This window comes from Motiliproteus sp. MSK22-1 (assembly GCF_001968815.1).
GTDB lineage: Bacteria > Pseudomonadota > Gammaproteobacteria > Pseudomonadales > Balneatricaceae > Motiliproteus.
On sequence record NZ_MIEQ01000046.1, the window covers coordinates 20462 to 46598 of the forward strand.

At 46.2% G+C, this 26137-nt stretch carries 23 protein-coding genes; 10 read left to right on the top strand and 13 right to left on the bottom strand.

The genetic code is table 11. The features are described from left to right. Nucleotides 1-145 precede the first annotated feature (145 nt). On the top strand, nt 146-2587 hold the full coding sequence (ppsA, locus tag BGP75_RS13505; RefSeq protein WP_076719362.1) for a phosphoenolpyruvate synthase: 2442 nt from the start codon (nt 146-148) through the stop codon (nt 2585-2587). Nucleotides 2588-2648: 61 nt separating this feature from the next. On the opposite strand, the gene BGP75_RS13510 is transcribed toward ppsA, so the two are convergent. Beyond that, nucleotides 2649-3554 (bottom strand): ABC transporter substrate-binding protein, encoded by a 906-nt coding sequence (locus BGP75_RS13510; RefSeq protein WP_076719363.1) that lies wholly within the window; start codon nt 3552-3554, stop codon nt 2649-2651. Between the two features lie 288 nt (nt 3555-3842). On the opposite strand from BGP75_RS13510, the gene rraA reads away from it, so the two are divergent. Beyond that, complete coding sequence (rraA, locus tag BGP75_RS13515; protein ID WP_076719364.1) at nt 3843-4328, top strand: ribonuclease E activity regulator RraA; 486 nt, start codon at nt 3843-3845, stop codon at nt 4326-4328. Nucleotides 4329-4352: 24 nt separating this feature from the next. Here rraA and BGP75_RS13520 read toward each other — a convergent pair whose 3' ends face one another. The 3 genes from BGP75_RS13520 to BGP75_RS13530 all read right to left on the bottom strand — a co-directional run bounded on the left by BGP75_RS13520 (nt 4353) and on the right by BGP75_RS13530 (nt 8002). Continuing rightward, nucleotides 4353-6017: an acyl CoA:acetate/3-ketoacid CoA transferase gene (locus BGP75_RS13520; protein WP_076719365.1), complete on the bottom strand. Its 1665-nt coding sequence runs from the start codon at nt 6015-6017 to the stop codon at nt 4353-4355. A 74-nt stretch (nt 6018-6091) separates the two neighbouring features. Continuing rightward, nucleotides 6092-6313 (bottom strand): hypothetical protein, encoded by a 222-nt coding sequence (locus tag BGP75_RS13525; protein ID WP_076719366.1) that lies wholly within the window; start codon nt 6311-6313, stop codon nt 6092-6094. A 243-nt stretch (nt 6314-6556) separates the two neighbouring features. Further along, nucleotides 6557-8002 (bottom strand): sigma-54-dependent Fis family transcriptional regulator, encoded by a 1446-nt coding sequence (locus BGP75_RS13530; protein ID WP_076719367.1) that lies wholly within the window; start codon nt 8000-8002, stop codon nt 6557-6559. Nucleotides 8003-8210: 208 nt separating this feature from the next. On the opposite strand from BGP75_RS13530, the gene selD reads away from it, so the two are divergent. Both selD and mnmH read left to right on the top strand, forming a co-directional pair. Beyond that, complete coding sequence (selD, locus tag BGP75_RS13535; RefSeq protein ID WP_076719368.1) at nt 8211-9248, top strand: selenide, water dikinase SelD; 1038 nt, start codon at nt 8211-8213, stop codon at nt 9246-9248. A 52-nt stretch (nt 9249-9300) separates the two neighbouring features. Then, a complete protein-coding gene (mnmH, locus tag BGP75_RS13540) occupies nt 9301-10404 on the top strand; it encodes a tRNA 2-selenouridine(34) synthase MnmH (protein WP_076719369.1) in 1104 nt (367 codons plus the stop codon). Nucleotides 10405-10550: 146 nt separating this feature from the next. Here the strand turns inward: mnmH and BGP75_RS13545 are convergent, their stop codons facing one another. Next, nucleotides 10551-11225 (bottom strand): putative 2OG-Fe(II) oxygenase, encoded by a 675-nt coding sequence (locus tag BGP75_RS13545; RefSeq protein ID WP_076719370.1) that lies wholly within the window; start codon nt 11223-11225, stop codon nt 10551-10553. 213 nt (nt 11226-11438) lie between these two features. Then, nucleotides 11439-11834 carry a hypothetical protein gene (locus BGP75_RS13550; RefSeq protein ID WP_076719371.1) on the bottom strand — a complete coding sequence of 132 codons (396 nt, stop codon included), beginning with the start codon at nt 11832-11834 and terminating at the stop codon, nt 11439-11441. Between the two features lie 5 nt (nt 11835-11839). Between BGP75_RS13550 and BGP75_RS13555 the strand changes: the two genes are divergently transcribed. Next, nucleotides 11840-12151 carry a LysR substrate-binding domain-containing protein gene (locus BGP75_RS13555; protein WP_369832126.1) on the top strand — a complete coding sequence of 104 codons (312 nt, stop codon included), beginning with the start codon at nt 11840-11842 and terminating at the stop codon, nt 12149-12151. A 94-nt stretch (nt 12152-12245) separates the two neighbouring features. Here BGP75_RS13555 and BGP75_RS13560 read toward each other — a convergent pair whose 3' ends face one another. Beyond that, a complete protein-coding gene (locus tag BGP75_RS13560; RefSeq protein ID WP_076719373.1) occupies nt 12246-12503 on the bottom strand; it encodes an HlyU family transcriptional regulator in 258 nt (85 codons plus the stop codon). A gap of 449 nt (nt 12504-12952) precedes the next feature. Between BGP75_RS13560 and BGP75_RS13565 the strand changes: the two genes are divergently transcribed. Continuing rightward, on the top strand, nt 12953-13636 hold the full coding sequence (locus tag BGP75_RS13565; protein WP_076719374.1) for an OmpW family protein: 684 nt from the start codon (nt 12953-12955) through the stop codon (nt 13634-13636). A gap of 228 nt (nt 13637-13864) precedes the next feature. Here BGP75_RS13565 and BGP75_RS13570 read toward each other — a convergent pair whose 3' ends face one another. From BGP75_RS13570 to BGP75_RS13585, 4 genes are all read right to left on the bottom strand, one after another. After that, entirely contained in the window at nt 13865-14194 is a 330-nt protein-coding gene (locus BGP75_RS13570; RefSeq protein ID WP_076719375.1) for a cytochrome c, read from the bottom strand. Between the two features lie 88 nt (nt 14195-14282). Then, the gene (locus BGP75_RS13575; protein ID WP_076719376.1) at nt 14283-15521 is read right to left on the bottom strand and encodes an EAL and HDOD domain-containing protein; all 1239 of its coding nucleotides are present in this window, start codon (nt 15519-15521) and stop codon (nt 14283-14285) included. A 21-nt stretch (nt 15522-15542) separates the two neighbouring features. Further along, the gene (locus tag BGP75_RS13580; RefSeq protein WP_076719377.1) at nt 15543-16802 is read right to left on the bottom strand and encodes an HD-GYP domain-containing protein; all 1260 of its coding nucleotides are present in this window, start codon (nt 16800-16802) and stop codon (nt 15543-15545) included. 407 nt (nt 16803-17209) lie between these two features. Further along, entirely contained in the window at nt 17210-17758 is a 549-nt protein-coding gene (locus tag BGP75_RS13585) for a DUF2889 domain-containing protein (RefSeq protein ID WP_076719378.1), read from the bottom strand. A 662-nt stretch (nt 17759-18420) separates the two neighbouring features. Between BGP75_RS13585 and BGP75_RS13590 the strand changes: the two genes are divergently transcribed. Continuing rightward, complete coding sequence (locus BGP75_RS13590) at nt 18421-20211, top strand: methyl-accepting chemotaxis protein (protein WP_076719379.1); 1791 nt, start codon at nt 18421-18423, stop codon at nt 20209-20211. Between the two features lie 381 nt (nt 20212-20592). Beyond that, nucleotides 20593-21393, top strand: coding sequence for a tRNA cyclic N6-threonylcarbamoyladenosine(37) synthase TcdA (gene tcdA, locus BGP75_RS13595; protein WP_076719380.1), 801 nt, complete (start codon nt 20593-20595; stop codon nt 21391-21393). A 1-nt stretch (nt 21394) separates the two neighbouring features. On the opposite strand, the gene BGP75_RS13600 is transcribed toward tcdA, so the two are convergent. Further along, on the bottom strand, nt 21395-23131 hold the full coding sequence (locus tag BGP75_RS13600) for a SufS family cysteine desulfurase (RefSeq protein ID WP_076719381.1): 1737 nt from the start codon (nt 23129-23131) through the stop codon (nt 21395-21397). 120 nt (nt 23132-23251) lie between these two features. Then, the gene (locus BGP75_RS13605; RefSeq protein ID WP_076719382.1) at nt 23252-24481 is read right to left on the bottom strand and encodes an EAL and HDOD domain-containing protein; all 1230 of its coding nucleotides are present in this window, start codon (nt 24479-24481) and stop codon (nt 23252-23254) included. 208 nt (nt 24482-24689) lie between these two features. Here BGP75_RS13605 and ylqF point away from each other — a divergent pair, with 208 nt between their 5' ends. Both ylqF and BGP75_RS13615 read left to right on the top strand, forming a co-directional pair. Next, nucleotides 24690-25601, top strand: a complete 912-nt coding sequence (ylqF, locus tag BGP75_RS13610; RefSeq protein WP_076719596.1) for a ribosome biogenesis GTPase YlqF — start codon at nt 24690-24692, stop codon at nt 25599-25601. 56 nt (nt 25602-25657) lie between these two features. Then, a complete protein-coding gene (locus tag BGP75_RS13615) occupies nt 25658-25966 on the top strand; it encodes a hypothetical protein (protein WP_076719383.1) in 309 nt (102 codons plus the stop codon). The last annotated feature ends 171 nt before the right edge of the window (nt 25967-26137 follow it).

A 26137-nucleotide genomic window follows, 5' to 3' on the forward strand; every position in this document is an offset into this window, starting at 1 on the left:
GCTGTACCTGTATTCTGCTCTGGCAATGGTGTTTAAGATACCTCTATTCAGAAGCTGTTAGGAATCAACAGTATCCAGATGCCAGGATGGTAGTATAATCCGCTGCGCTGATTAAGCGATCTGTGGAAAGATAAGGGGAGAGTTGTTGGGCAACTATATAGCTGATTTTGGACATTTGGGCTTGGCTGATCTGGAGCAGGTCGGAAGCAAAAATGCATACCATGGAGAGATGCTACAACAACTCTCGGTTGCTGGAGTTAATGTCCCTCCCGGTTTTGCGACGACGGCTGCTGCCTATCGTGATTTTCTTTCTCAGAGTGGTTTGGATAACCGGATAGAGAAACTGTTGGATAATCTGGATGTTGAGGACATGCATCTGTTATCTGAAGCGGGAGCAACGATCAGGCAATGGATTTTGGAAACGCCGCTGCAGCCACAACTGGATCAGCAAATAGGCGAGGCTCTGGTTTCATTACCAGGGCTCGGATCAAATGTTCCTGTTGCCGTTCGCTCTTCAGCCATTGCAGAAGAATTACCAGAAGCTTCTTTTGCCGGTCAGCAGGAAACCTATCTGAATATAGCCGGGCTGGAAAACGTTAAGCTGGCGATTAAGCAGGTTTTCGCCTCATTATTTAATGACCGTTCGATTGCTTACCGGGTCCACCGCTGCATTCCCCACAAGGACGTAGCGCTTTCTGCTGGTATACAACGCATGGTCCGCAGTGAAACCGGTTCCAGTGGTGTGATGTACACTCTGGACACTGAGTCAGGGTTCCGAAATCTTATCTTTATTAATGCGGTTTACGGATTGGCAGAGCCGGTTATTCAGGGGCAGGTTAATCCCGATGAATTTTATGTCAGCAAATCAATTTTAATAGCTAAGCGGCCTGCTGTTTTAAGTAGGAATCTGGGCAGAAAGTCCATCAAAATGATCCATACTGATCAGCATCTGGTCGGCGAGTCAGTTACTACGATCAAGTCCAGTGCCGAAGAGAGAGCAAGCTTTTGTCTTAATGATTCGGAAGTCCTGCGCCTCGCTGAACTGGGACTGGACATAGAAAATCATTTTGGCAGCCCCATGGAAATTGAATGGGCCAAGGATGGGGACGATGGGCAACTTTATATACTTCAAGCCCGGCCTGAACAGGCAAAAAATACATCTGAAAGCTATTCCAATGAAGGAAATTCGAATGGAAGCAGCTCCAGAGTCGTTGAGCGTTATCTGTTGAAAGAGACCGGCCGCGTTTTGACCGAAGGCCGTAGTGTTGGACAGCGCATTGGTAGTGGTCCCGTGCGAGTTATCAGAGACAGGGAAGAGCTGAATGGTATCCGCCCAGGTGATGTCATGGTAACCGACATGACTGATCCAGAGTGGGAGCCTGTGATGAGGCGGCTCTCTGGTATCGTGACTAATCGTGGCGGTCGCACCTGCCATGCGGCGATTATTGCCAGAGAACTGGGGATACCCGCTATCGTCGGTTGTGGTGATGCAACCAAGTACCTGAAAGAAGGAGAGTTGGTTACAGTATCCTGTGCCGATGGTGATGTTGGTGTCTGCTATCAAGGGCGTCTGGATTTTGAGCACCACAGCAGTCGCGTGGATGCAATGCCAAAGTTACCATTCAAAATGATGATGAACATCGCTAACCCCGACAGGGCATATGACTTTCAGTCTCTGCCTAATGAAGGGGTTGGCTTGGCCAGATTGGAGTTCATTATTACGCGCATGATTGGTGTACATCCGAAGGCTCTGATTCACCATCAGGAGCAACCCCCGGAAATCAAGCGGGCTATTGATTTACGTATTGCCGGTTATCGGTCTCCAGAGCACTTTTATATTGAAAAACTGGTGGAAGGGGTTTCCACTCTGGCTGTGGCATTTGCTGATAAGCCGGTGATTGTGCGCTTGTCCGATTTTAAATCCAATGAATACAGCTCTTTGATCGGTGGACGCCAGTACGAACTGAATGAAGAGAACCCAATGCTTGGGTTCCGCGGTGCTTCCCGCTATATCTCAGAATCATTTCGAGAATGTTTTGAGTTGGAGTGTCGGGCCATGAAGAAGGTCCGTGATGAGATGGGACTGACCAATGTGCAGCTGATGGTGCCCTTTGTCAGGACACTGGGGGAAGCAAAGCAGGTTGTTGAGTTATTGGAGCTTAATGGTCTAAAGCGGGGGGAAAACGGGCTCAAGTTGATTATGATGTGCGAATTGCCTTCAAACGCACTCTTGGCGGACCAGTTCTTAGAGCAATTTGACGGGTTTTCCATTGGCTCAAATGATCTGACCCAGCTGACACTGGGGCTGGATCGGGACTCGGGTGTCGTGGCGCACCTGTTTGATGAACGGGACGAAGCGGTAAAGGCCCTGTTGGCACTGGCAATCCAGGCCTGTAAACGAGCGGGTAAGTACGTGGGGATTTGTGGCCAGGGGCCTTCAGATTATCCAGATTTTGCCAGTTGGTTGGTAGAACAGGGAATTGACAGTCTTAGCCTGAATCCTGACTCGGTGCTTGATACCTGGTTTTTCCTGGCCCAGCATAAGTCAGAAATTAAGTCGGTTAATGTTCAGAATGACCAGGGATAGCTACTTTTCATGTACGTCCCATATTGCTTTCTTTTTGACAGAAAAGGCTTCGCTCCCAAGGTTACCAGGGAGCGTTAAGCCCATGGTACTGCAAAGACTTTTTATTGATTTTTATCCGATGTTTACTGGGATAACCAATCTCCAGCTCATGAATGGACTTTTTCTTATCCAAAATTGCTTTGATTCTTGGCATGACCAGCTCATCAATCATATCCCAGTAGTCAGTGCTTAGCGCGGCGACAGCCCCTCGGGAAACCCCGCGGGAGTTAAAGGAGTACACGGGGATACTCCTGGCAATTTGAGTGATATCTTCAATATTCATATAAATCTTTCCGCTGGATGTGGCGATGATCGCATCACTGCCAGCATCCAACAGATACTTTGTTGCTTCCTGCAAATCTTCTTTTTTCCCAATGCGGCGATATCGAAAACCGATGCCGAGATCAAGGCAGGCTTGCCTGGATTCCCGGGCCTCAGCTTGCATTGACCTATTGGTGCTATCAAAAATAAATCCCAGTTTTTTAATGTCTGGCTGGATTCGAAGAAATAGCTGCAACTGTTTTTTGACCGGAACATAGTAAGTTGCTCCGGTAAAATTGCGATCAGTTCCACCTCTATCCTGAATTGAAAATACTTTGGGATTGTTTACGTTGGTAAAAACAAAGGGGGTTTTTCGTAGATAATGTCGGGCGAGTAGCATGGCGTCGGTGGTAATTGTTACGATAAGATCCCATTGTTGGGTATCCAGATCCTGTAACATTTTTATAGCATTTTCACCGTCGCCCCCTGCGCTGAGGTATTTGATCTCAATATCCGGTTTCCAGAGCTTGAGTTGGTGCTGGAGATAAGGGGCAACACCAGGGTTCTCTGGCGTACGAGCGTCATAGTCAAAAATTGCGATTCTGCCGGCAGCAAATAACTGGCCTTGAAAAATAAAGAAAAAACAGAATGCGATTAAAACTCTCATAAGCACCTGCTTAAACCGCCCAGTTTAGTGCGGCAAGGCTTTCGGTTATATTGATGCAGGCTATGACAACAGCAAACAAACAACATAAACTTTGCCTGATTACAGATATAGTCTGTTTCACAGTTACTTCAGATTATAGGTTACTTCAGGAGTATCGTTACTATCGAAGGCGGACATGGACTTTCCCAGAGGGCCTATAGCACCGACGAACCTTACTTCTGGAAAAACATAACTGACAGTATTCATAGAAAATGTAATAGCAACTTAATGTAGAAAGGGATCAAAAACGTGGAAGATCTACTACCGGAGCTTTGTGACAAATTTCCCGAACAGGTCAATGTTCTTGAGCCGATGTTTGGCAACTATGGGGGGCGGGAAGCCTTTGGCGGGGAAATCGTCACGATAAAGGCATTTGAAGATAATTCTCTGGTCCGAGAGCAGGTCGCTCTGCCAGGACAGGGAAAGGTTTTGGTCGTTGATGGTGGCGGGTCCATGCGACGAGCCATGCTCGGTGATATGCTGGCTGAAAAAGCTGCACAGAATGGCTGGGAAGGTATTGTCATTAATGGCTGCATCCGTGATGTCAACGTGATCGGTGAAACCGACATCGGTGTGCAGGCACTAGGCGCCCATCCGATGAAAACGGAAAAGCGTGGTTTGGGGGATCTTAATGTCCCGGTGACTTTTGCTGGAGTGACCTGTCAGCCCGGTCACTACCTGTACGCCGATAACAATGGTGTTCTGGTATCTCCGGTGCCGCTTTCGTTGGATTAGTATGCAGGCCTTTCTTATGCGCTGTTAGCCAGAAACTAACTCCCGTTGCGCCTGTAAGAACGCTTTTCGAAGATGGTGAATACCTGTGCTGCCCGGATGTTTCAGATTCATCGGTCCTGGACGATAGATGCGATGATCTGACAGGCACAGGCTGTTTGCGATCTTCGGGGAAAAATCCATCCTCCTGAGAATATCATTCTCCAGGTTGATACCGGGGGCTATTTCGATTAACTCCAACCCGCTTGCGGTTAATCGGAAAACGCAGCGCTCGGTAATATAATAAACCTTCTGACCACATTCCAAGGCATACTGACCACTGAAAGTAAGGTGCTCTATTTCATCTACAAACTTGTGACTTGCTTCAGTATCGATTGTTGTTTGCTTATCAGCATCAAGTTGTTCTGGTTTAGGAATTTCTAAAGCCGACTTATCCGAATTAATAGCAACCTGTTGCTTGCCACACAGAAATGTTCCCATAAAGTAAATCTCACGGGCACTCTGACTGATATTGATAAAACCACCGGCGCCTGCAATGCGATTGCCGAAGCGACTTACGTTAACATCTCCGGATCGATTAACCTGAGCCATCCCCAGAAAGGCTTGATCCAGCCCACCACCATCATAGAAATCAAACTGTGCCGGTTGATCGACAATGGCTTCAGGGTTAACAACCGCCCCAAAACTTAAACCGGAAGCGGGCAAACCTCCGATACCGCCCGGTTCGATGGTAATGGTGACATCATTGAGCATTTTTTCTTCCGAAGCGACGGCCGCAAGTGCTTCCGGCATACCGATGCCTAAATTAATAGTGGCATTGCTTTTAAGCTCCATCAGCGCACGACGAGCGATCAGTTTTCGTTGATCCAAAGGTGCAGGTGGGAGTACCGGGTCTGCTTTTACCTCTCCTGTATAAGAGGGGTTGTAAGCTTCCGCAAATGTTTGCCAATGAAGCTCAGACGGAGCAACTACAATTTGATCAACCATTATCGCCGGAATTTTAATCATGCTGGCTGGCAGCTGGTGCTGTTGGGTTAGCCTTTCAACCTGAACAATGACTTTTCCGCCACTGTTTCGAACCGCCTGAGCGATGGCCAGACTTTCGAGTGGCAGGGCTTCCCGTTCCATACTGATATTTCCCTGTGGATCAGCAGTAGTGCCTCTTAAAAAAGCCACTTGTATAGGAAAGGACTTGTAAAACAGGAACTCTTCTTCGTTGATCTTGATAAGATCAACAATGGGTTCGGTTGTGACATCATTCAGCCGTCCTCCATCAAGACGCGGGTCGACAAATGTATGCTTTCCGATATGAGTAATGCTGCCTGGGCGACCGGCTGCTATATCCCGGAATAAATGACATATAACGCCCTGAGGCAGATTGTAGGCTTCTATCTTGTTTTCTCTGGCAAGTTTTCCAAGGCCTGGAACCAGCCCCCAGTGTCCACCGATAACACGTTTGATCAACCCCTCGTGTGCCAGGTGATTTAATCCTCGATGGTGTCCGTCTCCTTGACCGGCTGCATAAACAAGGCACAGATCCCGAGGTGCGTTTTCCGTCTTAAAGCGTTGTTCCAGGGCTGTGGCCAGCAGCTCCGGGAAACCAACGCCTACAAACCCTGCAGTCGCTATGGTATCACCGGCTTTGACCAGACTTACTGCTTGAGCAGCGGTAACTATTTTCGAAGCAGCCATAAGCAAACCCTTGTTGATCCGTTCAGCGTTTGGATTGTCCAGTCTATCAATTTATCAATTTATCATTTTAGTTCTCAGAGTGGATCGGTTTGAAATGACTGATTCATGCTGTTGTTACCGGAGTTGTTTAAAGAACCTTTGGTTGCCAGTTTGAACTTATCCACTCCATACCAGCGGATTTCACCTCGATCATTCAAGATCAGAATTGAAGCATTGGCCAACTGAATGAGGTTGTAGGATTTATAGATGGTCAGGCTGTCTTCAAAAGCTTCATTGGATTTACAGATAGCTATCATGGCGGTCTCCAATCTGGTTTTTATTAGTTCGGTTTTATTTCTGTACAACACCTATAGCGAAGACCATGCCATTAGTGTTATTTCTATAAAATACAATGAGTTATTTATAATAGATAAGAATGAGTTATAAATAAGTGTCAGGAAAAAAAGACAACTTGAAACGCTGTTGTGTATGGGTATGCATACAGTTGTCTTAATAATCAGACATTTCTGGCATCAGGTGTGATCATAAATGGAAGAAGGTCATTTGGTTTCTTTGGCGGTATTTAGTTTTGCCATTTTTTCATAAAGGGTTGCACGGGAAATTCCCAGACGCTTTGCGGCCTGACTTTTATTATTACCACAGATGTTAAGTGCAGTATCAATCGCTTGCCGTTCGGCTTGAGCTAATGTTTCAGCTAGCAGGGGAATTTCCGGCTTTCCCTCATCAGGCGCGACAGAAGGAATGACAGGAACCAATCCTCCAAACAGTTCGGTTGATATCCAGCCCTGGTCTGCAAATAAATTAATCCGTTCCAGCACATTTCGCAGCTCCCGAACGTTGCCGGGCCAGTGATAGTGGCTCATTCTGGCGAGTAAATCACCAGTGACCGTTACCGGTATTTCACCCAAATCCTCTGCAATTTTTTGATTCAAGTGCTGGCAAAGCAGAGGAATGTCCTCGGTTCTCTCGCGCAGTGGTGGAAGAGTTAAGGGTAATACATTAAGTCGATAATAAAGGTCTGCTCGAAATAGACCTTCAGCGACTCTTTGCTCAAGATTCCGGCTGGTCGCCGCGATAACTCTCACATCAATTTTTATTATCTTATTTCCGCCGAGGGGTTCAATTTCCCGTTCCTGAATAACCCGTAGCAGTTTGGCTTGAACAGCTGCTGACATTTCTCCAATTTCGTCAAGAAACAGTGTTCCTCCCTCGGCTAACTCAAATTTTCCTTTTCGCCCCTTCTTATCTGCTCCGGTATATGCGCCGGGAGCAGCACCGAAGAGTTCTGCCTCGACCAGTGTATCAGGCAGTGCTGCCGTATTAACGCCAACAAAAGCAGCCGCTGTCCGGGGAGAGGCGTTGTGTATGGCCTGAGCCAGTAATTCCTTACCGGTTCCCGTTTCTCCCAATAGAAGGACTGTACTATCCAGTTGCGCCGTTCTAAGAGCCTGTTGCCGCAAGCGCAAAATAGTGGGGCTGTTCCCTACAAGATCAGCGAAGCTATAGCGGGTTTGCCGAACCTTTTGTTTACTGCCTTGCTGCAACTTGCCCTGTTGATGGAAATGCTGATGGGGATTGAGTCGGGTGAATTTGTCGACCAGAGGGCGTAAATAATCCAGCTCATCATAAAATACAAATCCGATTGCGCCCAGGACTTTTCCCTGGCGATCTTTCAGTGGCAGTCGGGTAACCACAAACCACCGATCTCCAAACTTCATCAGATCCAATAGTTGTGGATGGCCGCCTTCGACGACCTGGCGCATTAAGCTGTTTGGAATAATCTGCTCAATATCGCGCCCGAGAATTTCTACTTCATCAGCTATTCCTAGTAAAGGGCGGTATTTTTCGCTGATCCATATGACCCGGCAGTTTTCATTGACGATGATGGTGCCTTCACAAGCACTTTCGAGCAGTTCGAACAATGGCAGGCCGGTTGGTTGTTTTGTACCTCCCAAAGCCCCCAGCAATTGTTGAATTGGATGCATTTATGTATCGGTTCCTGGATCTCGGATCTTTTACTCAGTATGTCTGATCGTTTCGGATTTTAGAATCCTTGAATACTGGCAATATCCTCAGGCTTCTCTAACAGGCAACTGAAATTCAATATACAATGCTCGGTATTTTGTAAGCACACTTTATTGAAATGAGAGCAAGCCTTGCAACAGGTTAGCCGTTTAGTGAGTGAATAATCTCATGACTGAAACAGTAAAATTGACAGAATACAGCCACGGAGCGGGTTGTGGCTGCAAAATCGCCCCCAATGTTTTAGATCAGATATTAAAAAGTGATCTGGAGTTGATACCGGACCCAAAACTCCTGGTGGGAAACAGCTCCAAAGATGATGCTGCAGTCTACGATATGGGACATGGGCAAGCGGTCATCAGCACCACTGATTTCTTTATGCCCATTGTTGATGATCCATTTGATTTTGGCCGGATTGCTGCAACAAATGCGATCTCAGATATCTATGCCATGGGCGGACGTCCTAACATGGCAATTGCTATTCTTGGCTGGCCGATAGATAAGTTATCCGTTGAGGTTGCGCGCCAAGTGGTAGACGGCGGTCGTCAGGCCTGCAAAGAGGCGGGCATTCTGTTAGCGGGTGGACACAGTATAGATGCTCCAGAGCCTATTTTTGGCCTGGCAGTAACCGGATCTGTTGCGATTGATCAACTTAAGCGTAACGACACCGCTAAGGTGGGTGCCAGGCTATATCTCACCAAACCCCTGGGAGTCGGTATTTTAACCACGGCACAAAAACGTAAGATCCTGAAACCGGAACACCTCAATATTGCGCGAGATTCCATGTGCCAGCTTAATGATATTGGCGCACAAATATCCCAATTGCCCGGCGTTTGTGCGTTAACAGATATCACCGGTTTTGGTCTGCTGGGACATTTAAGCGAAATCTGTGAAGGCAGTCGTGTCGGCGCAACTGTGGAGTTTTCCGCAGTACCTACCCTGGACGCTGTGGAAGAATATCTGGCTCAGGGATCTATACCCGGTGGCACTTCGCGAAATTTTGCCAGCTACGGGGATAAAATAGGTCCTGTTACTGAGGAGCAAAAGAACATTCTCTGTGATCCGCAAACAAGCGGTGGTCTGCTGGTCGCTGTTGAAGCGGATGCAGAGGCTGGCTTTCTTGAGCTGATTCAAAAAGAAGGTTTTGATCTGAAACCTATTGGTGAGCTGGTTGAACAGCGCGATGGTGCCCTGATTCATATCCGCTAATCCAATGTTGGTAAATTTCTTCGATTTATAAATTGTGAGTACGGAAGTATCAATGTCGCAGCGACAAAATAGTAACGACTATTTAGCACTCTTTGTTAAGGACATTCCTATGATGGATGTCCGTGCTCCAGTTGAATACCAGCAGGGGGCTTTTCCCTGTACCCAAAACCTTCCGCTGATGAATGACTCTGAACGAAAGCAGGTGGGGACCTGCTACAAAGAGCAAGGACAGGATGCTGCTATCCTATTAGGCCATAAATTGGTGTGCGGTAACGTTAAAGAAGAGCGTGTTGCTGCGTGGAAGGATTTCGCCGAGGCTAATCCTGAGGGGTATCTGTATTGTTTCCGCGGGGGGCTGCGTTCCCGCATTTCACAGCAGTGGTTAAAGGAGGCGGGTATTGACTATCCGTTCATTGAAGGTGGCTACAAGGCAATGCGGCGCTTTCTTATCGATCAGTTGGAGGCGGAAGCACTGCAACGCCCGTTTGTTATTCTTAGCGGGCGCACGGGTACCGGCAAAACCAAGGTCATTGATCGTGTTCCCCAATCCGTTGATCTGGAAGGGCTGGCTAATCATAGAGGCTCAAGCTTTGGTGGTCGGGTGATGCCACAGCCGACACAAATAAATTTTGAAAACAGCTTATCAGTTGCATTGTTGAAGCATCGAGAGAGCACTGCCGGCCGTTTAATGCTTGAGGATGAGAGTGTCGCCATCGGTCGAGCACACATCCCATCCAGGTTCTTTGAATCGATGAAGAAATCTCCGTTGGCTGTTTTAGAAGAGCCGATGGAAGTCAGAATTGATACGGTAATAGAAGACTACGTGGTTGGTTTGTCGGCTGAATACCAGCATCACCACGGCGAGCAGGGAATAGAGTTATATGGGGAATACATGCTGGCCGCAATGGATCGTATTCGAAAGCGGCTAGGTTCAGAGAGGCATCAGCAGATCCGAAGCCTGCTCGCACAAGCCCTTGAAGTCCAGAAGAAGACGGCTGATATCGAGCCTCACCGCTTATGGATAAAACTACTATTAGATCAGTATTACGACAGGATGTACGACTTTCAGCTGTCCAAGAAACTCGACAGAGTTGTGTTCCGTGGTAATCGAAAAGAAATCCTTCAATGGTTCGAAGGCTATCGTCTCACTTTATAACTTTCTCAATACCTCTCTCAGCTTGTGTCCAGCATTTATAAATACCGGACCGCAAACGAGCCCTTGTTGTTGCTCCCAGGCTGATTATTGCCTGTTCGTCAAAAAGTGGCTCATTGATTCAATAGCTGAGGTAAAAACCGGGAGTATCAGACAAAATGTACCTGGGCATTGAAAGCGATGACTATCCGGTCTTTTTCTCCGAAATAGGGCAGTGCGGAATGTTTCAGATAGGAAGGAAAAATAATTATCTGGCCTTCTTTCGGTTCTATATCCCAGAATCCTGTACTGTTTAAATATTGTGAGCCTGCATCCAGATATTGGTCTGCATTATTACGAGGGTCGTAAAACCGATTAACACCATTTCTGGTGGCCAGTTCTGCATCACCTATATCCAGGTAATAAATGCCGCACCAGGAACAATTTGGGTGACTGTGGGCATCATGGTAGCCGCCGTTTTGAGTCACGTGGTACCAGCTTTCAATAATATCGGCTGCCGCCTCAGCTTGTTCTGGCCAGAATCCTCTGTTCACTTCAGTCGCTATCGTGGTTATCAGCTCAGTAACCGTTTGGTTCAGTAACTCAACATTTGGGTTCTCATGGGTCAGAAAATCCAGCTCACTTTCTTTGACCTGATGTTTGGCGGTAATGGCGACATCACTCTTTATTGAAACTTCACTGCGCCTGACATCAGCATAAACAACTGAACGCAGCTCGTCTTTAATAATAGAGTGTGTTGGGTTTGTGCAAACGTAGCATTCAGTTTGCCACAAAAGTACAGGTTCAATTTCAGGGGTATCGGTTACGAAAATATCGTCGGTCATTGTAGGTTTCACTGAGTCACTTTAAGGCTGCTATGGTAATCCAGGTTCTGGTTACAAAAACAGCCTTTAGTTGATAATTCAGTCTGATAGATTGAGCTGACCAGAATGACAGCCAGGGACAACCGCCAGGATGTCCCTGAGCCCTCTTACCCATTTTACGGGGTTCTTAAGTCTTCAGTTTGTAGAATCCGGAAATTAATGGAATCCAGAAATTTACAGGACCCGAAAAGTAATGACTTTTGCCGGTGCCTCACTCGATGCGTTGGTAATGGTTACCATAGAACCCGCTTCAGGAAGAGCGAAAGTTGCGCCGGTAACAACCGTTTTTGCTGATTTTCCTTTCTCACGAATGGTAACCACGCCCTGAGCAACAATTCCCAAAGCGGGCTCGCTGTTATTTACATCGATTGACTCATTGGGAGTTAGATCGGTTTTAAAAACATTAACCTTTTCAACCTCTTTGCCGCTGAGCTTTATTGTTGGGAGGGTCCTTCTATCGATGGCCTCTACCGGAGGCTTTTCGAAAACGATAAAGGGTTCACCCGTTTGTTCGAAATTGAAGTCAACAAAGATGGCTTCTTCAGTCGCGGAGGCATTATCAAAGCGCAAAATACGTGGGCCGACCGGTTCAAAAAATGCATCGCTTTCGCGTAACAGTTGCTGCAAGGGCTAATGAAATTATGACTATGATGGAAGTGGTTAGAAATCACATAGGTATCGCCAGGCTACCCTGTTATGTTGCTGATGCTGAACCGACATTAAGGCGCTTGGATCTCTCGCTTACGCCATCTTCCTGGGGAGTTTGGGTTCTCAGCCATGTGGATTTACGATCAACCGCACGGGTTCGAGTAGGTCGCGAGTTCTTGATCGAGATAATTGAAGAACAGCGGGAATTAATTGAAGGATTAAACTCAACCTATTACTGATCAACCATGACCAGACTTTCTCTTCAAATCGGGATCTCAACGCCGAGTGTGCCTAACTAACTTCTATTTTTTTGCTTACCGAAAACATCTAAAGCTACGTAAAAAGCTCATCCCCCTTTTGGTCAATAAACACTTTCGCTTTGTGATGGACTAGCTGTACACATTCATCTCTGACATCCACTCGGTCCACCAGAGTAAAATTTCGCTGCAGACTTTTCTTTTTAATATTTCCGCTAATCCGGTATCGGTTGCCGTCTGCTTCGGGAGTTGCGGCTATGGTAAAACCTTTATAGCGAATTGTGCCTTCTGGTAACGGAGTGAATAGCGATATCAGTGTTGAGAGTACAGTCATAATCGTTCTCCTAGTTTTAAATCCATATTAAGGCTTGTAGTACGGGGAGGGGAAGAGTATCGATACCAAAGCATGTCTACCGTCCAGATAATCAGTACTTAGGTCGCATGGGAACCTTTCCTCAGTCGTTCGAAATTTGTGAATAAATATTGCTAAGCAGCAATTTTATTTTGAGATCGAATAATTGCTTTTCACAGCGGGCACCAAATAAACATCCTCTTTATCGTCGTTTTAAAAGCCTCGAAAGAGCGGCCTCAATACATCTTAAATGTAACATAAGTCTTTAAATGATAAATATTAATGCTACTGCATGTCTGTAAGTGATTGTCAATAAAGGGTGATGTAAAATAACCTTTATTTTTGTGTGAATATTGAATTGACCTAAGTCAAATAAGCCCTATTGAGAGAAAGGTATTATGCACCGCAGCAATCTAAATAAGGAGTAACTAATGAAAAAGGCAATGCTCTGTGGCGCTGTGGCAGCAGCTCTTTCTTTCACAAGTACCGCAACGATGGCTTTTGAAGCCGGAGATCTTGTACTCAGAGCTGGTATCACCAATGTGTCACCTGATGAAGAAAGCGGTAAGGTTTACACCGACTTCAGTGGGCTGGGTGGGACAGTATTAGAAGCGAGTGTCGATAGTGATACTCAGTTGGGTCTCAATCTGGTTTATTTTTACGATCAACACTGGGCTGTTGAGGTACTGGCGGCAACCCCATTTGCCCATGACCTGGATTTGCAGAAGGATAATTTGGGGCTGGGTAACGGTTCGCTGGCCGACGCCAAACAACTGCCCCCTACTGTTAGTGTGCTCTACTATTTAAACGACGCTAAGCAGAGTTTTCAGCCTTATGTGGGCGTTGGTATCAATTACACCACCTTTTTCGATGAGGAGTTTACTGCTGATCGTAAATCTCAGGGGTTTAGCGATCTGGAACTTGATGATTCCTGGGGGCTTTCGGCACAGGTGGGATTTGATTACCAGATTAACGAACGATGGTTGGTAAATGCCTCGGTGCGTTATATTGATATCGATACCACCGCCAATTTCAAACTGGGTGGTGAAAAAAGCTATGTCGATGTAGACATCGATCCGATTGTCTCTTCTTTGATGATTGGCTATCGGTTCTAGACCGTTCAAAACTTTTCGTACAAAACCCTTCAGATAACGGGCAAGGTCTTTAGTGATCTTGCCCGTTATTGATTCTGGCTCAGACCAAAAAAACTGTCTGACCGCAGGTCTTAATCTGCCGGGCTGCTGTTAGAAAGCGAGCAGGGCTCCATAAGATTAAGTAATCTGAACCTGATATAAGCCGTCTTCATAGGTCTACCTATTCATTCAAGAGAGGGGCTGTCCGCGTTACAACGTCAGCATATAAGAGACAATTTTCTCTGCTTCTTGATCGCTCATTTTGGGAAAAGAAGGAGCCAGGCGATCTTCTCCGGTACTGTTTTTGAGCCAGCTTATCAATTGCTCCTTGTTCATTGTGGAGCTGCGATTTGCGGGTATTCCTTCAAAAAAGTTCCCGTTTCCCGTATCACCGTGACAAGTCGAGCAATGGTGCTCAAATAACTGCTGGCCGGTGATTAGTGCTGAATGATCGTGGTTTTCCGATTCTTGCAAACAACCGGTCACCAGCAAGACTATTAACACCAGTGCGATTGGATGGACGCAATAATTTGAGTTCATCGGTTCTTATCCTCCTGATAATGAGTGATGTTTTTTTATTGGGTTTACTTCAGTTTGATAATCGGGTGGTTTTGAGTGGACCTGCGAATCAATCCAAATCCCGTAATATTTCGTCGCTCCACTTTATGGCTTGGCGATAGCATCGATGTACCGTGCTTTTGTTGGATATGCAGCTTAAGCACTGATCACATTCCCACCGCTCCATTCTCATGGCGCAGCTCAATATAGAACCGGCGCAGCCTTCTCGTTTCAGGATGGCATCCTTCATTGACGGGGGCAGAGGTAAATCTTGAAAGAGTTGGTCAAGCGGCATATCCAGGCAGGCATCAAGCATGGAGAACAGTCCAGCGGTAAAATATTCTTCCTGATTAGATATGTTCATTTCCTGTGCCAGTAGCTCACAAAATCGAGCTCTCTGTAAAACGGCGGAAAACAGCAGGGCAGGTTTGTCGGACATCTTGGTCAGACTCAGCATGCTTGCCAGTATCCGCAGTCGATCGATACCCAGAAAAATTACCACTTGATTGATATTGCTGAATTTTTTTTGCGATCCCAAGGCTGCTGAATTGATATAGCGTAGCAACTTATAGTAAAGAAAAGGGTCCTGAGCAATAAGCTGTACCAGCTCCTCAAACTGCACCTCTTCTTCATTTAGCCTGGCAATCAGCTTTAGTGTTGACAGTCGATTGTGAGGAGCTTTTTTTCCACTTAGCAGCTGTGGGCTTGAAAAGAAGTAGCCCTGAAATAAATCAAACCCAAGGGCCTTACAGAAACGGTATTCTTCCCAGGTCTCAACTTTTTCTGCCAGCAGTTTGACCGGAAATTTTTTAAGAAGCTGTACCTGTTCTATCAGTTCTTGCTGATCAAGTGCCCGGACATCAAGCTTGATAATATGAGCCAACTCGACCAGAGGCTTCAGTGAGTCTTTGTAGACAAAATCATCCAGCGCTATCAGGTATCCTTGCCCGGCTAAACGTCTGATGATGCTTAGCAGGTGCTCATCGATAATGACATCTTCAAGAATTTCCAGCACGATATGGTCACAGGGAAGATCCAGGTTCTCCATATTCAACAATGCTTCCCGGGTCATGTTGACGTAACCCAGGACATCCCCGGTTAAAAATTCCATCCCCGCTTCGGTTAACGCGGTCATTAGCACCTGGGCTGTCGCTTGATCCGGATCTGGAAACTCTGCGCTGATAGCAAGGTTGTTGGAGCGATACAGCAGCTCATAGGCCACTAATTTCAAATCCCTGTCACAGACGGGTTGTCGGGCAATGCAATATTCGAAATCCACCAAGTTGTCATAGGCAGTTGCTATGCTCATTGCTGCTGTCCTCCTTTCATGTTACTTCCTGTAGCCGCTACTTGTTGTATGCAGTTCATCGATAATGGGTTCTATTAAGACGCTAATGCGGGGGTCGCTTAAATCGCAGGTGCTAACGATTTTTATGCTTGAGTTTTCTACACCGCAGAGATCCAGATAGCTGGCTTCTTTGTAGTGATTCAGTTTGCTATCCAATAACAACTGGAGGACAGGGCGTGAGCGATTCGTTTCGCTGGCAGCTTTGACGATGGCGATTTTACCGTCATTCGTTTTCACCAGGCAGCCCACCGGATAGACGCCCAGAGCCTGTATGAATTTTTCGACCAAGCGAGGATCCAGGCTTTTATGCCTCAGGTTGTATAGCGTTTGAAGTGCTCTGGAAGGGGATACTGCGGTTTTGTAATAGCGCTCTCGAGTCATCGCTTCATAGACTGAGGTGATAGCCACCATGCGCGCAAACAGACTGATTTGCCTGTCTTTTAATCCTTTCGGATAGCCCGATCCGTCCATTCGCTCATGATGAGCCGCTACAATCTCCCTTACCTCTTCTGGTAGATCCATTGCTTTCGCCATGATATCCAACCCGAATTTGGGGTGCATCTTAAGCAGCTTTCTATCTGAAGGGGTCAGAGAATGACGTTTTGACAGAATATCCTTGGGAACATGGACCATTCCGATATCATGCAGCAGTGCTCCAAGACCAATAGCCTCAAGCTTGTTTTTGGGAATACCAATATGCCTCGCAAACGTCAGGGTGAGAATGCACACGTTGACTGATTTTTGGGCAAGGTCATATCCCTTTTCTTTCAGTTGAGCCAGAAAAAGCATACTGTCGGGATGACGAACAATGCTTATTGTTAAGCTTTGTATCACTTCCTTCGTTTTTTCTGTATTCAGGCTGCGCCCTAGTCTGACATCCTTAAGGACATTGTTGAGTACCGTTCTGCTTTCAAGGTACAGAGTCTTACATTGGTTGAGTTCTTCCTTCCATTGCTTCTGAGCAGCTCTTTTTTCATTTTTTTCAGCAGGAGGTTTAATGGCTTCCTTTGCCAGCGTTTTAGTACTGGAGCGAAGTTGACTGATATCTGAATCACTATCGATAACGGTACTTTTTTCAGTATCAATAGAGACGTACTGACAGCACTTTCGCAGCTGTTCAATCTGATGTTTGGATTTTATTCTGAACCGATGGGTAGGGAAGGGGGTATCAAACCAATGACGGTCGATTGCACTGACAAACATCCCTTTTTGCAGCTCCTTCACATGTACCTTTTTAATCACACTTACCGTCCTCAATTGTCAGAATTCAATCGACTATTGTTTTAAATCGGGGACCCTGAGAGTGTTGAGCCGACAGCCCCGTAACGCAATTTACGTTGCAGTATAGGAAGCTCGTTGGAAGTAAGAGGGTTTTGACTGTAGTAAGCACCGTTCACGAGATGAACAGTCAAATAGAGAAGACGAGATGACAATCGAAGATGGATTCGGAATGACTAAGCCGGATGCTTCGCTTTTTTCTTATAGGCCGGGAGAGATTCCCGCATCAGATAGAGAAGCTGGCTGTACGATTGACATGCCTTACTGCAAGATACCGTCCCATTTGGCATTTGCGCGTGATCCTTCACTGGCCGAATTCTAGCAACTAGCTCCAGGGGATTCAAGCCATTCTGGCTGTCTAACCTGCCATATCATTTTTTAGATTGATAATGCTCAGGCCAAAAGTCTCTAACCACTTCCCCGTCTTCCGCCAGTGCATGGCAGGTGTTTAACAGTGCTGGTTTTCCCTGGTGTTTTTCTATCTGCTCGGACCGAGCCAGATGGGTCGCCTGAAATGCAGTCGTGGCGATTGGACCCAAAAGCTCCATCAAATGAGTACAGCCCTGAGTGCCGGCAAACATTTCTTTAGTCGCACGTGTCCAGCCTGGGCCAATAGTTTTACCTATAAGCCGTTTAAACTGACCAGCAATACCGGGACAGATATTAAAAGGGGAGTAGTCGATGACAGCTTCCACATCTCTGATGACATAGTCCAGATCAATGGTTAATCGGATAGACATATCGTGCAGGGGTTCACCGGCAGGGATCAGTCCGCCTCTATCTCTGTTGGGGGCATCATAGGTTTTGATGTCAGTCATTCGACCCTCAATGTCCCAAAGGCCATCTTCACGCTGGTAACCGTTACAGTTTACCTGGCGTTGATGGATAAGACGTCTTGGCGTTGAGGCAGGTAATGGCATGGGAAATTCTCAAGCAGAAAACAGCAGCGGCAAGAATACAGGTTTTCCCTAAGTTAGCAAGCCATTATCAGATGGACTGAATGCATATCGCCGTTAAAATGGGCCAACTTAATCAGAATATCGGCGCGATTATTATTTCAGTAAAATCAACGCCCTGAAGAGTTATTTTTTGCATAAATAATTAGGCTATCCTAATGATATAGGTCTAATTTTTAGTGAAAACAATACTAAAGACTAACTGCACAATCTCTTTGAAATCAATAAAGTTCTTCTTAACGATAAGTAAATATTAAAGAAGATTGCAAACTAGCCTATCGGGCCTAAAGACTGACTTTGCAATTTCTAACGCTGAGTTCTCGCTTAAGGTATTTCACTCAAGCTACATCCCAATAAAGTTGATGTTGGATTGTTCCTCAAGCGGTGAAAGGTTCCGAAAGTAATTCTTTTCCTGAATTGAATAATTGAAGGGTTTAGGTCGATCTCTAAGGTATTACACTTTGTTAGAGGTTGATTTTAGACGTATTTTTACCTATATAAAAAGTGCGTGTATTGTTCTGCATATAAGGAAATACTATATTAGGTTGAGTTTTTATGGATTTAGTGTGTTCGTCTGAAATTTAGTTACGACATAAAACTATCACCAACTGTGGAAGCAAAGTCACATGAATATCTATAGCCAGATAGAGAAAAGCTTCTTCTTTACGCTGACGCGTAAAATCGTAGGCAATGTGGGTTCCATGATGCTTTTGCAAGGGCTCTTATTGTTTTTGGTCTATCGCTCACACCAGAATATTCTCTCGGTAATGAGTAATTACCCTGATGATCAGGAACTCGCTCAAAAAGTCAGTACTATGCTTGAAAGTGATTTCATGCTGATTGGTGCGGTATTCATTTTTACTATGTTTGCCGGCATTTTTCTGATCTTCTTTATGCGGCATCTATTTCTTCGCCCGATATTGGAGATGACCAAAGTACTTAAGGCGATTAAAGAAAAAGACGGTGATATTTCGGCGACCTTACCCGAGTTCACTTATGATGAAATATCCGATATGGCGGCTAGTTATAACGAATTTTCCAGTAGCCTGAGAGGCATAATTTCGGAGGTCCGTAGACACAGTGTTAACGTTGCGTTGGACTCTACTTCTCTTAGCCATGTGATTCAGCAGGCTCATGGGCGTGTGTCCCAGCAGGAAGAATATGCCAACATGGTATTTCAATCCAGCAGCGAGGCAACTCAGGCCATTGAAGGAATTGCCCAGCATACCTCTTCAATATCAGAACAAAACAACCAAAACCTGCGCGAAGCACGGAGTTCTTCAAAAGAGCTGGTGCAAATTGTTGAGCAGGTAAGCGCTGTAAATGTTCTGGTTAATGATTTCAACATGACCGTTGATCAGCTAAGTCAAAACTCACAAAACATCAGCAATATTCTTGGCATGGTCCAGGAGTTCTCAGATCAGACCAATTTGTTGGCGTTAAATGCGGCAATCGAGGCTGCTCGTGCTGGTGAGCATGGCCGTGGATTTGCTGTAGTAGCCGATGAAGTTCGTGGGTTGTCACAAAAAGTAAATGCAGCAACAGAAGAGATTGCTCAGAATATTACTGAAATGTCAGGACTAGTCGGTACCACTAAAAAGGGCACACTGGAGATTCAGGAATATACGCAGAATACTCAGGGGGTAATAAGCAGTACCTCCGAGCAATTCCAGAAAATGGTTCAGGACTTTGATCAGGTAAATACCCAGTTGACAGAAATCAGTGCGGCTATCGAACAACTTTCCGCAACGAACAAGCAGTCCCATGGGCATGTTACCGAAATAACTGAAATCAGCAATGTGATTAAAAGTGATATTGACTGCTCACAGACCCATTCTGATGACCTGGAAATATCTACTGAGGAAACTCAGGAACTCTTATCTCGATTCATTATCGGTTACGGGGGCTTTGAGAATATGGTGCAGACTGCTCGCAGCTGGCATAGCCGACTTCAGGCCGGCTTTGATGAACTGGCCGCCAGTGGTTTGAATTTATTTGATACTAACTATCAACCCGTACCAAATACCAATCCTGCGAAATATACTGTCAGCTATGGCGATCAATACGAGCGTAAGTTACAGCCGATATTTGATGAGTTTATCAAGGAACGGCCCGAGTTTATCTACGCTATCCCCGTTGATAAGAATGGCTATGTACCTGCTCACCACAAGCATTTGTCACACCCAATGACCGGGGATTTTGACACGGATAATGTTAAAAGTCGGCATCAGAAAATATACAAATCTAATCGGGCTGAAATACGCCGAGCAACAAATACAGCACCGTTTTTGTTGCAAACCTATGTTCGGGATACCGGAGAGATTCTTAATGATCTCTCTTTACCCATTTATGTTGATGGCAAGCATTGGGGCGGTTTCATCCTTGGATTTAAGCCAGAGTGCCTGTTAAAAGAATAGTTGTGACCGCCGTCTCATAGCGTAAAAAGTAATCTCAAAGTAAGCAAAAAGTAGTATCAGGATAGTCTCACTACTGACAGCGCGTTGCTGTGGCCCAGATTTGTTATATTTTACTGATTTGGGCCCGTTCTGCTGTCCTGCCTCTCAGCCACGTCCTTAGGCTCTGCGGATATTTCAATCTATATTTGTCTGTAAGCTATCTATCTTTGCCGTTACAATGTCGCTCCTTTTTTGAGCAGTAAGGTTTTTTAGCCGTGACGACGACGCTTTTAGGGGTGTGGTGGTTAGTTGTCGGTCACTCCGACTCTAAGGAACCTGATGTAATTTATAGAATCGTTACTCAAATGAGATAACGAAAATGCTGGGGTGAGGCAGGCGCTAATGACTGATGAGTTGGCACAACGGTTTTCCGGAACGGCGAGATTGTATGGCACAGAAGGTTTAGTCCGTTTGAGTCGTGCTCATGTCTGTGTAGTAGGTATCGGTGGAGTTGGTTCCTGGGCGGCTGAAGCTTTAGCGAGAACCGCCATTGGCCGAATAACCCTGATTGATCTTGACGATCTCTGTATTACCAATACCAACCGTCAGATCCACGCGCTGTCCAGTACCGTTGGCCAATCAAAAGTAGAGGTGATGGCTGAACGGATAAGGCAGATTAATCCCGCATGCCAATGTGAGGTGGTGGAAGAGTTTCTGGACCAGGACAATCTTCAGGAACTGCTGGACAACAATTATGATTTTGTAATCGATGCGATAGACAGCGTTAAAGCCAAAGCAGCAATGATCGCATTCTGTCGGCGCAGAAAAATCCCGATTATCACGGTGGGAGGGGCCGGTGGCCAGATGGATCCAACTCAGATTGCTATCGCTGATCTCAGTAAAACCTATCAAGACCCTCTGGCAGCCAAGGTGCGTTCTGATCTTCGACGTTTTTATGGGTTTTCCAAGAACCCTAAACGACGCTTTGATGTGCCCTGTGTCTTTTCTACAGAACAATTAAGCTACCCTCAGGAGGATGGCTCTGTCTGTCATCAAAAAACACAAACCGGAGACGGGGCTATGCGCCTGGATTGTAGCGGTGGTTTTGGTGCAGCTACTGTTGTAACCGCTACCTTTGGTTTTGTAGCGGTATCACGAGTAATCGATAAAATCGTTAATTCAAATAAAATTGGTAAACACTAGCTCAGTCTCTTAAAGACTCGGCGATTCGTCTTATTTGTTCCATTATGGCCATGATGCCGTTACTGCGGGAAGGGCTTAAGTGCTGAATCAGCCCCAGTGGATCAAAGTATTCGTTGATATTGAAACGGTAAATTTCATCGGGAGATTTACCCGCCAGGGCTTCCAGTAATACTAACGCCAGCCCGCGAATAACCCGAGCGTCACTATCAATCGCAAAGGTGAGTTCTTTGCTTTCCGGACGATACTGATAAGTCAGCCAGACTTGACTGGTACAGCCATGTAACAGGTTTTCTTCACATCTGAGATTGTCTGGTAGTGGTAATTGGGATTTACCCAGTTTCATGATAATGCTGTAACGAGACTGCCAGGAGCGAGTAGCCGTTAACTTGTCTCGAATAGGGTGTTGAATTGGTGAGAGGGCTTCGTTCTCAACGGATATATCAGCCGTTTCATCCGGTATCGAATCAGGTTTAGTCTGTGACGTTATTGCAACGGTGCCTGTGTCGACAGCCACGGGGCTTACTAATTGTTCCAGAGCCTTGGTCAGTTCAGCAATATCCTTAGCCGTATTGTAGAGCGAGAATGAAGCTCGAGCGGTACCTTCTGAGAGCCCCAGGTGGTCCATCAACGGCATAGTGCAATGGTGCCCGGTTCGAATGGCTATCCTCTGCTGATCCAGCAAAGTTCCCAGGTCATAGGTATGAAAGCCGTCGATAGTAAAGGGTATCAGTCCGATTCGTTTCTGTGGCTGTCCAACGATGTGCAGGCTTTTGATAGTGCTCAGAGAGTCTGTGGCAATACTGAGCAAATGTGCTTCATGGTTGTTGACGGCCGTTCGGTCTAAGGCCGATAGAAATTCTATCGCCTTACCAAGTCCTATGGCCCCCGCTATATTGGGAGTGCCGGCCTCAAATTTAAAAGGAAGCCTGTTGAATGTGGTGCCGCTAAAGCTGACCTTTTCGATCATCTCCCCACCCGCCTGCCAGGGAGGCATCCGGTTGAGTAGCTCCTTACGCCCGTAGAGTACGCCGATGCCGGTCGGACCAAACAGTTTATGCCCGGAAAATGCGTAAAAGTCACACCCCATTGCTTGTACATCGACCTCGATATGGCTCACAGCCTGGGCGCCATCAACAAGGACGACAGCACCTGTTTGGTGAGCAAGGTGGGTACACTCCTGAATCGGGTTAACGGTTCCTAAGGCATTAGATACCTGTGTTAAGGCAACTATTCGGGTCTTTTCATTAAGCAGGTTCCGATAAGCCGAAATATCCAAATCCCCTTGCTCTGTGATAGGGACTACGCGCAGGGATGCACCTGTTCTCTGGGCCAGTAGTTGCCAAGGCACAATGTTGGAGTGGTGCTCCATTAAACTCAGCAATATTTCATCACCGGGCTTAAGGTTGTGATTTCCGTAGCTGTTAGCAACCAGATTAATGGACTCTGTGGTTCCGCTGGTCCAAATAATTTCGCTACTCTGGCTTGCATTAATGAACGTTTTTACGGTTTCCCGGGAGTCTTCATAGGCTTGAGTCGCACGAGCGCTGAGTTGGTGAGCTGCTCGATGGACATTGGCATTGCTGTGTTGGTAATAACCTTCAATGGCGGATAGAACGCTGATGGGTTTTTGTGTTGTCGCCGCGTTATCAAGGTATACCACTGAGCTGTTGCTGATTAGTGGGAATTGCTGACGTATTAGAGCGGGATCAAAGCTATTTATCGATTTGGACGAAGACATAGAATCAATACGAAATGTTTATGGCAGGGATGAACGTACACAGGGCCTCCCCAGAAGAGAAAAATAGCGTAGGATGCTTCACTGGCCTTGTTAACAAGAACCGTTTTAAAAGAGACAGCGCTAAGAATCGTCGTTTAACGCCTGCATCGCTTCCTGAGCCCACTGTATGCCCTGACGGTAGGCGCTTTCATAGAGGGTGTCATTGATATTAAATTCGCCCAGCCGGTCCCATTCTCCGTGCTCGTAAGCCATAGTGGCTTCCAGTACCATACCCATGCGGCCTGCTCGGCTTGAAATAGCTGTCTTTATGTCGTCATGAAGAGGGATCTGTTCCAGCAACTCAGCCATTTCAACATCAAGCAAAGCGTTAATTTCGGACATCATGCCAACCATAAAGTAGCTGGAGCTGTTGTCGTAACCCATCGCTTCAGCAAGCAGTTCGCACATACGCCCTCTGGCAAGCAATGAACGGGACAGTTCCTCGGGTTTATCCTGATTGCTGCTCAGAGCGATCAGTGTCGCCCATTTTTTCACCTGCTCCATCCCCAGCATGACAATCGCCTGGTTCAGAGATTCAACTTTACGAACCAGGGAGTATGCCGCTGAATTAACGATTCGAAGCAACTTGTAGGTTAGCACTGGGTCCCTGATTATCAGAGATTCAATGTCATTGGCTGTAATATTCGGTTTCTGAATCTCTTGCACCAACTGCATCAGGGCAATACTGTTTCCGGAAATTTTCTTACCCTTTACCAGTTGTGGTTTGCTTAGAAAATGTCCTTGGAACAGTTTGAAACCAAGATCAACACACTCATAAAGTTGTTCAACATTTTCAATTTTCTCTGCCAGCAGGGTAACGTTGAACGGAGTCAGTATTTTTATATGTTCGCGAATCTGTTCGTTGTTGAGCTGAAGGATATCGACTTTGACAATGTTAACGAGCTTCAGCAATGGATCGTGACTTTCATGATAGACATAGTCATCAAGGGCTATTCGGAATCCGTCCTCTCTTAACTTTCTGACGGCTGCAAGTAACTCATCGTCTATTTCGATGTCTTCCAGGATTTCCAGTACGACCTGCTTTCTCAGGGCCTTAGGGATACTCTGTTGAATAATCAGATCACGGGTCAGGTTGATAAATGCAGGAACCCGTTTCATCGTTCCTTTGTCGCAGATACTGGTATAACTATTGAGAAGTACCTCGCAAGTTGCCTGGTCTCCGTCAAGAAACACAGCATCATCGCCGTCGTCTCCCCGGTATAAGAGCTCATAAGCAATGACTTTTAGCTGGCGGTCAAATATAGGCTGTCTGGCAAGTAGAGTTTGGTTCTTGTTCAAAACCGTATTCATCAACAAGCGTCCTGGCAACAGTGAGTGGATTTTCATTCTAGCCCATAATCTGCATTACGCCTACGTGGATTTTTGCCTAAAAACAGGGCCGTCGGGATTTTCTTATTATTTATCCGGAGAGCTATTTGTGCCCATTAAGGTATAATCCTCACCTTTTTTATATTCGGTGTTTTTATTTCAGCGCTTTCGTTTTAAGGAGTTGCAGCAGATGGCCATACAGTGGTTCCCCGGGCACATGCATAAGGCTCGCAAAGAAATTGCCAAGATCATGCCAAAGATTGATCTGGTGGTGGAAGTGCTGGATGCCCGATTGCCAGTGTCCAGTGAAAACCCATTGGTTCATGAATTAAGATCAGGCAAGCCTGTAATAAAGGTGCTTAATAAAAGCGATCTTGCGGACGAGGTCCGAACCAGGTCCTGGGTTGAACACTTCAGTACCGGTGATACTCAGGCTATTCCCCTTTGTTGCGACAATAAAGGGGAAGTGAAACGGCTTGCTGCACTCTGCAAGAAGATGGTCCCTAATCGTGTTTCCGCTGATCGCCCAATCCGGGTGATGATTATGGGCATTCCAAATGTAGGGAAGTCGACGCTGATTAATGGCCTGTTAGGGAGAAAAATTGCTAAAGTTGGTAATGAGCCCGCCATTACAAAGGCACAGCAACGGTTCGTTACACATAATGGGCTGGCCATTTACGATACTCCGGGCATCCTTTGGCCAAAGATTCTTGATCAGGATTCCACCTTCCGATTAGCGGCAAGTGGAGCTATCAAGGACACCGTTATGGAATATGAGGAAGTGGCCCTTTATGCACTGGATTTTCTTTTGAAGGATTATCCTGATCTGCTTGTTGCTCGGTTCAAGTTAAAGGAGCTGCCTGAAAAACCAGAGCAGGCATTGGACGAAATAGGTCGCCGACGTGGGTGTTTGCGCAGTGGTGGAGTGGTTGATTACCACAAAGCGGCGGAAATCCTGATTGGTGACCTGAGAGCGGCAAAAATAGGCAGACTGACATTTGAAACGGTGGCCGAGTGGCAGCATAAAGCCCAATTGCGGGAGGCCGCAAGGTTAGAGGAACTTGCTCGAATTGAGCAGGAAAAGCCAGACTCCAAAGAGTGAGTCCTGATTGATAAGTGCTTGCAGATTTGCCAGCGCTAAGAAACGAGTATTAAGAAATGACGCGTGAAAAGAAAAAGGTTCGTTCTGTTGCAGGACAGAAGTTCGTATCCTTAAAGACCGAAAAGAAAACCTCTGCCGCCAAGGCAGAATACAAAACACGAAAGCAAGAAAATCTTGCTAAAAAAAAGCGGCAGAAATCATTAGAAGAAAAACGTCTGGAAGCGGAAAGGCAAGCTAAGAGCGCATCCGGCGATAACCGGAAGAAACGTCAACCACGGCTTAAACGCTCTCCGGAAGAAGTCGCTCAAAAGTCAGCAGAGTTGATGGGAAAAAACGACTCTGAAATGACGGATCAAACTGACTGACATCGATTGACGGCTGTCTCAGGGTCATCCTGAAACGTCCCTTTCTTTAAATCCTGCGCAAGCCCTGATCGTTAGACGCATTGGAACAATGCCTGTCGGGGCTTTGGATTTTCGCTCTGACTGATCTCCAACCAAGATCTCTCTGCTCTCGATAATTATCCATAATTTGAT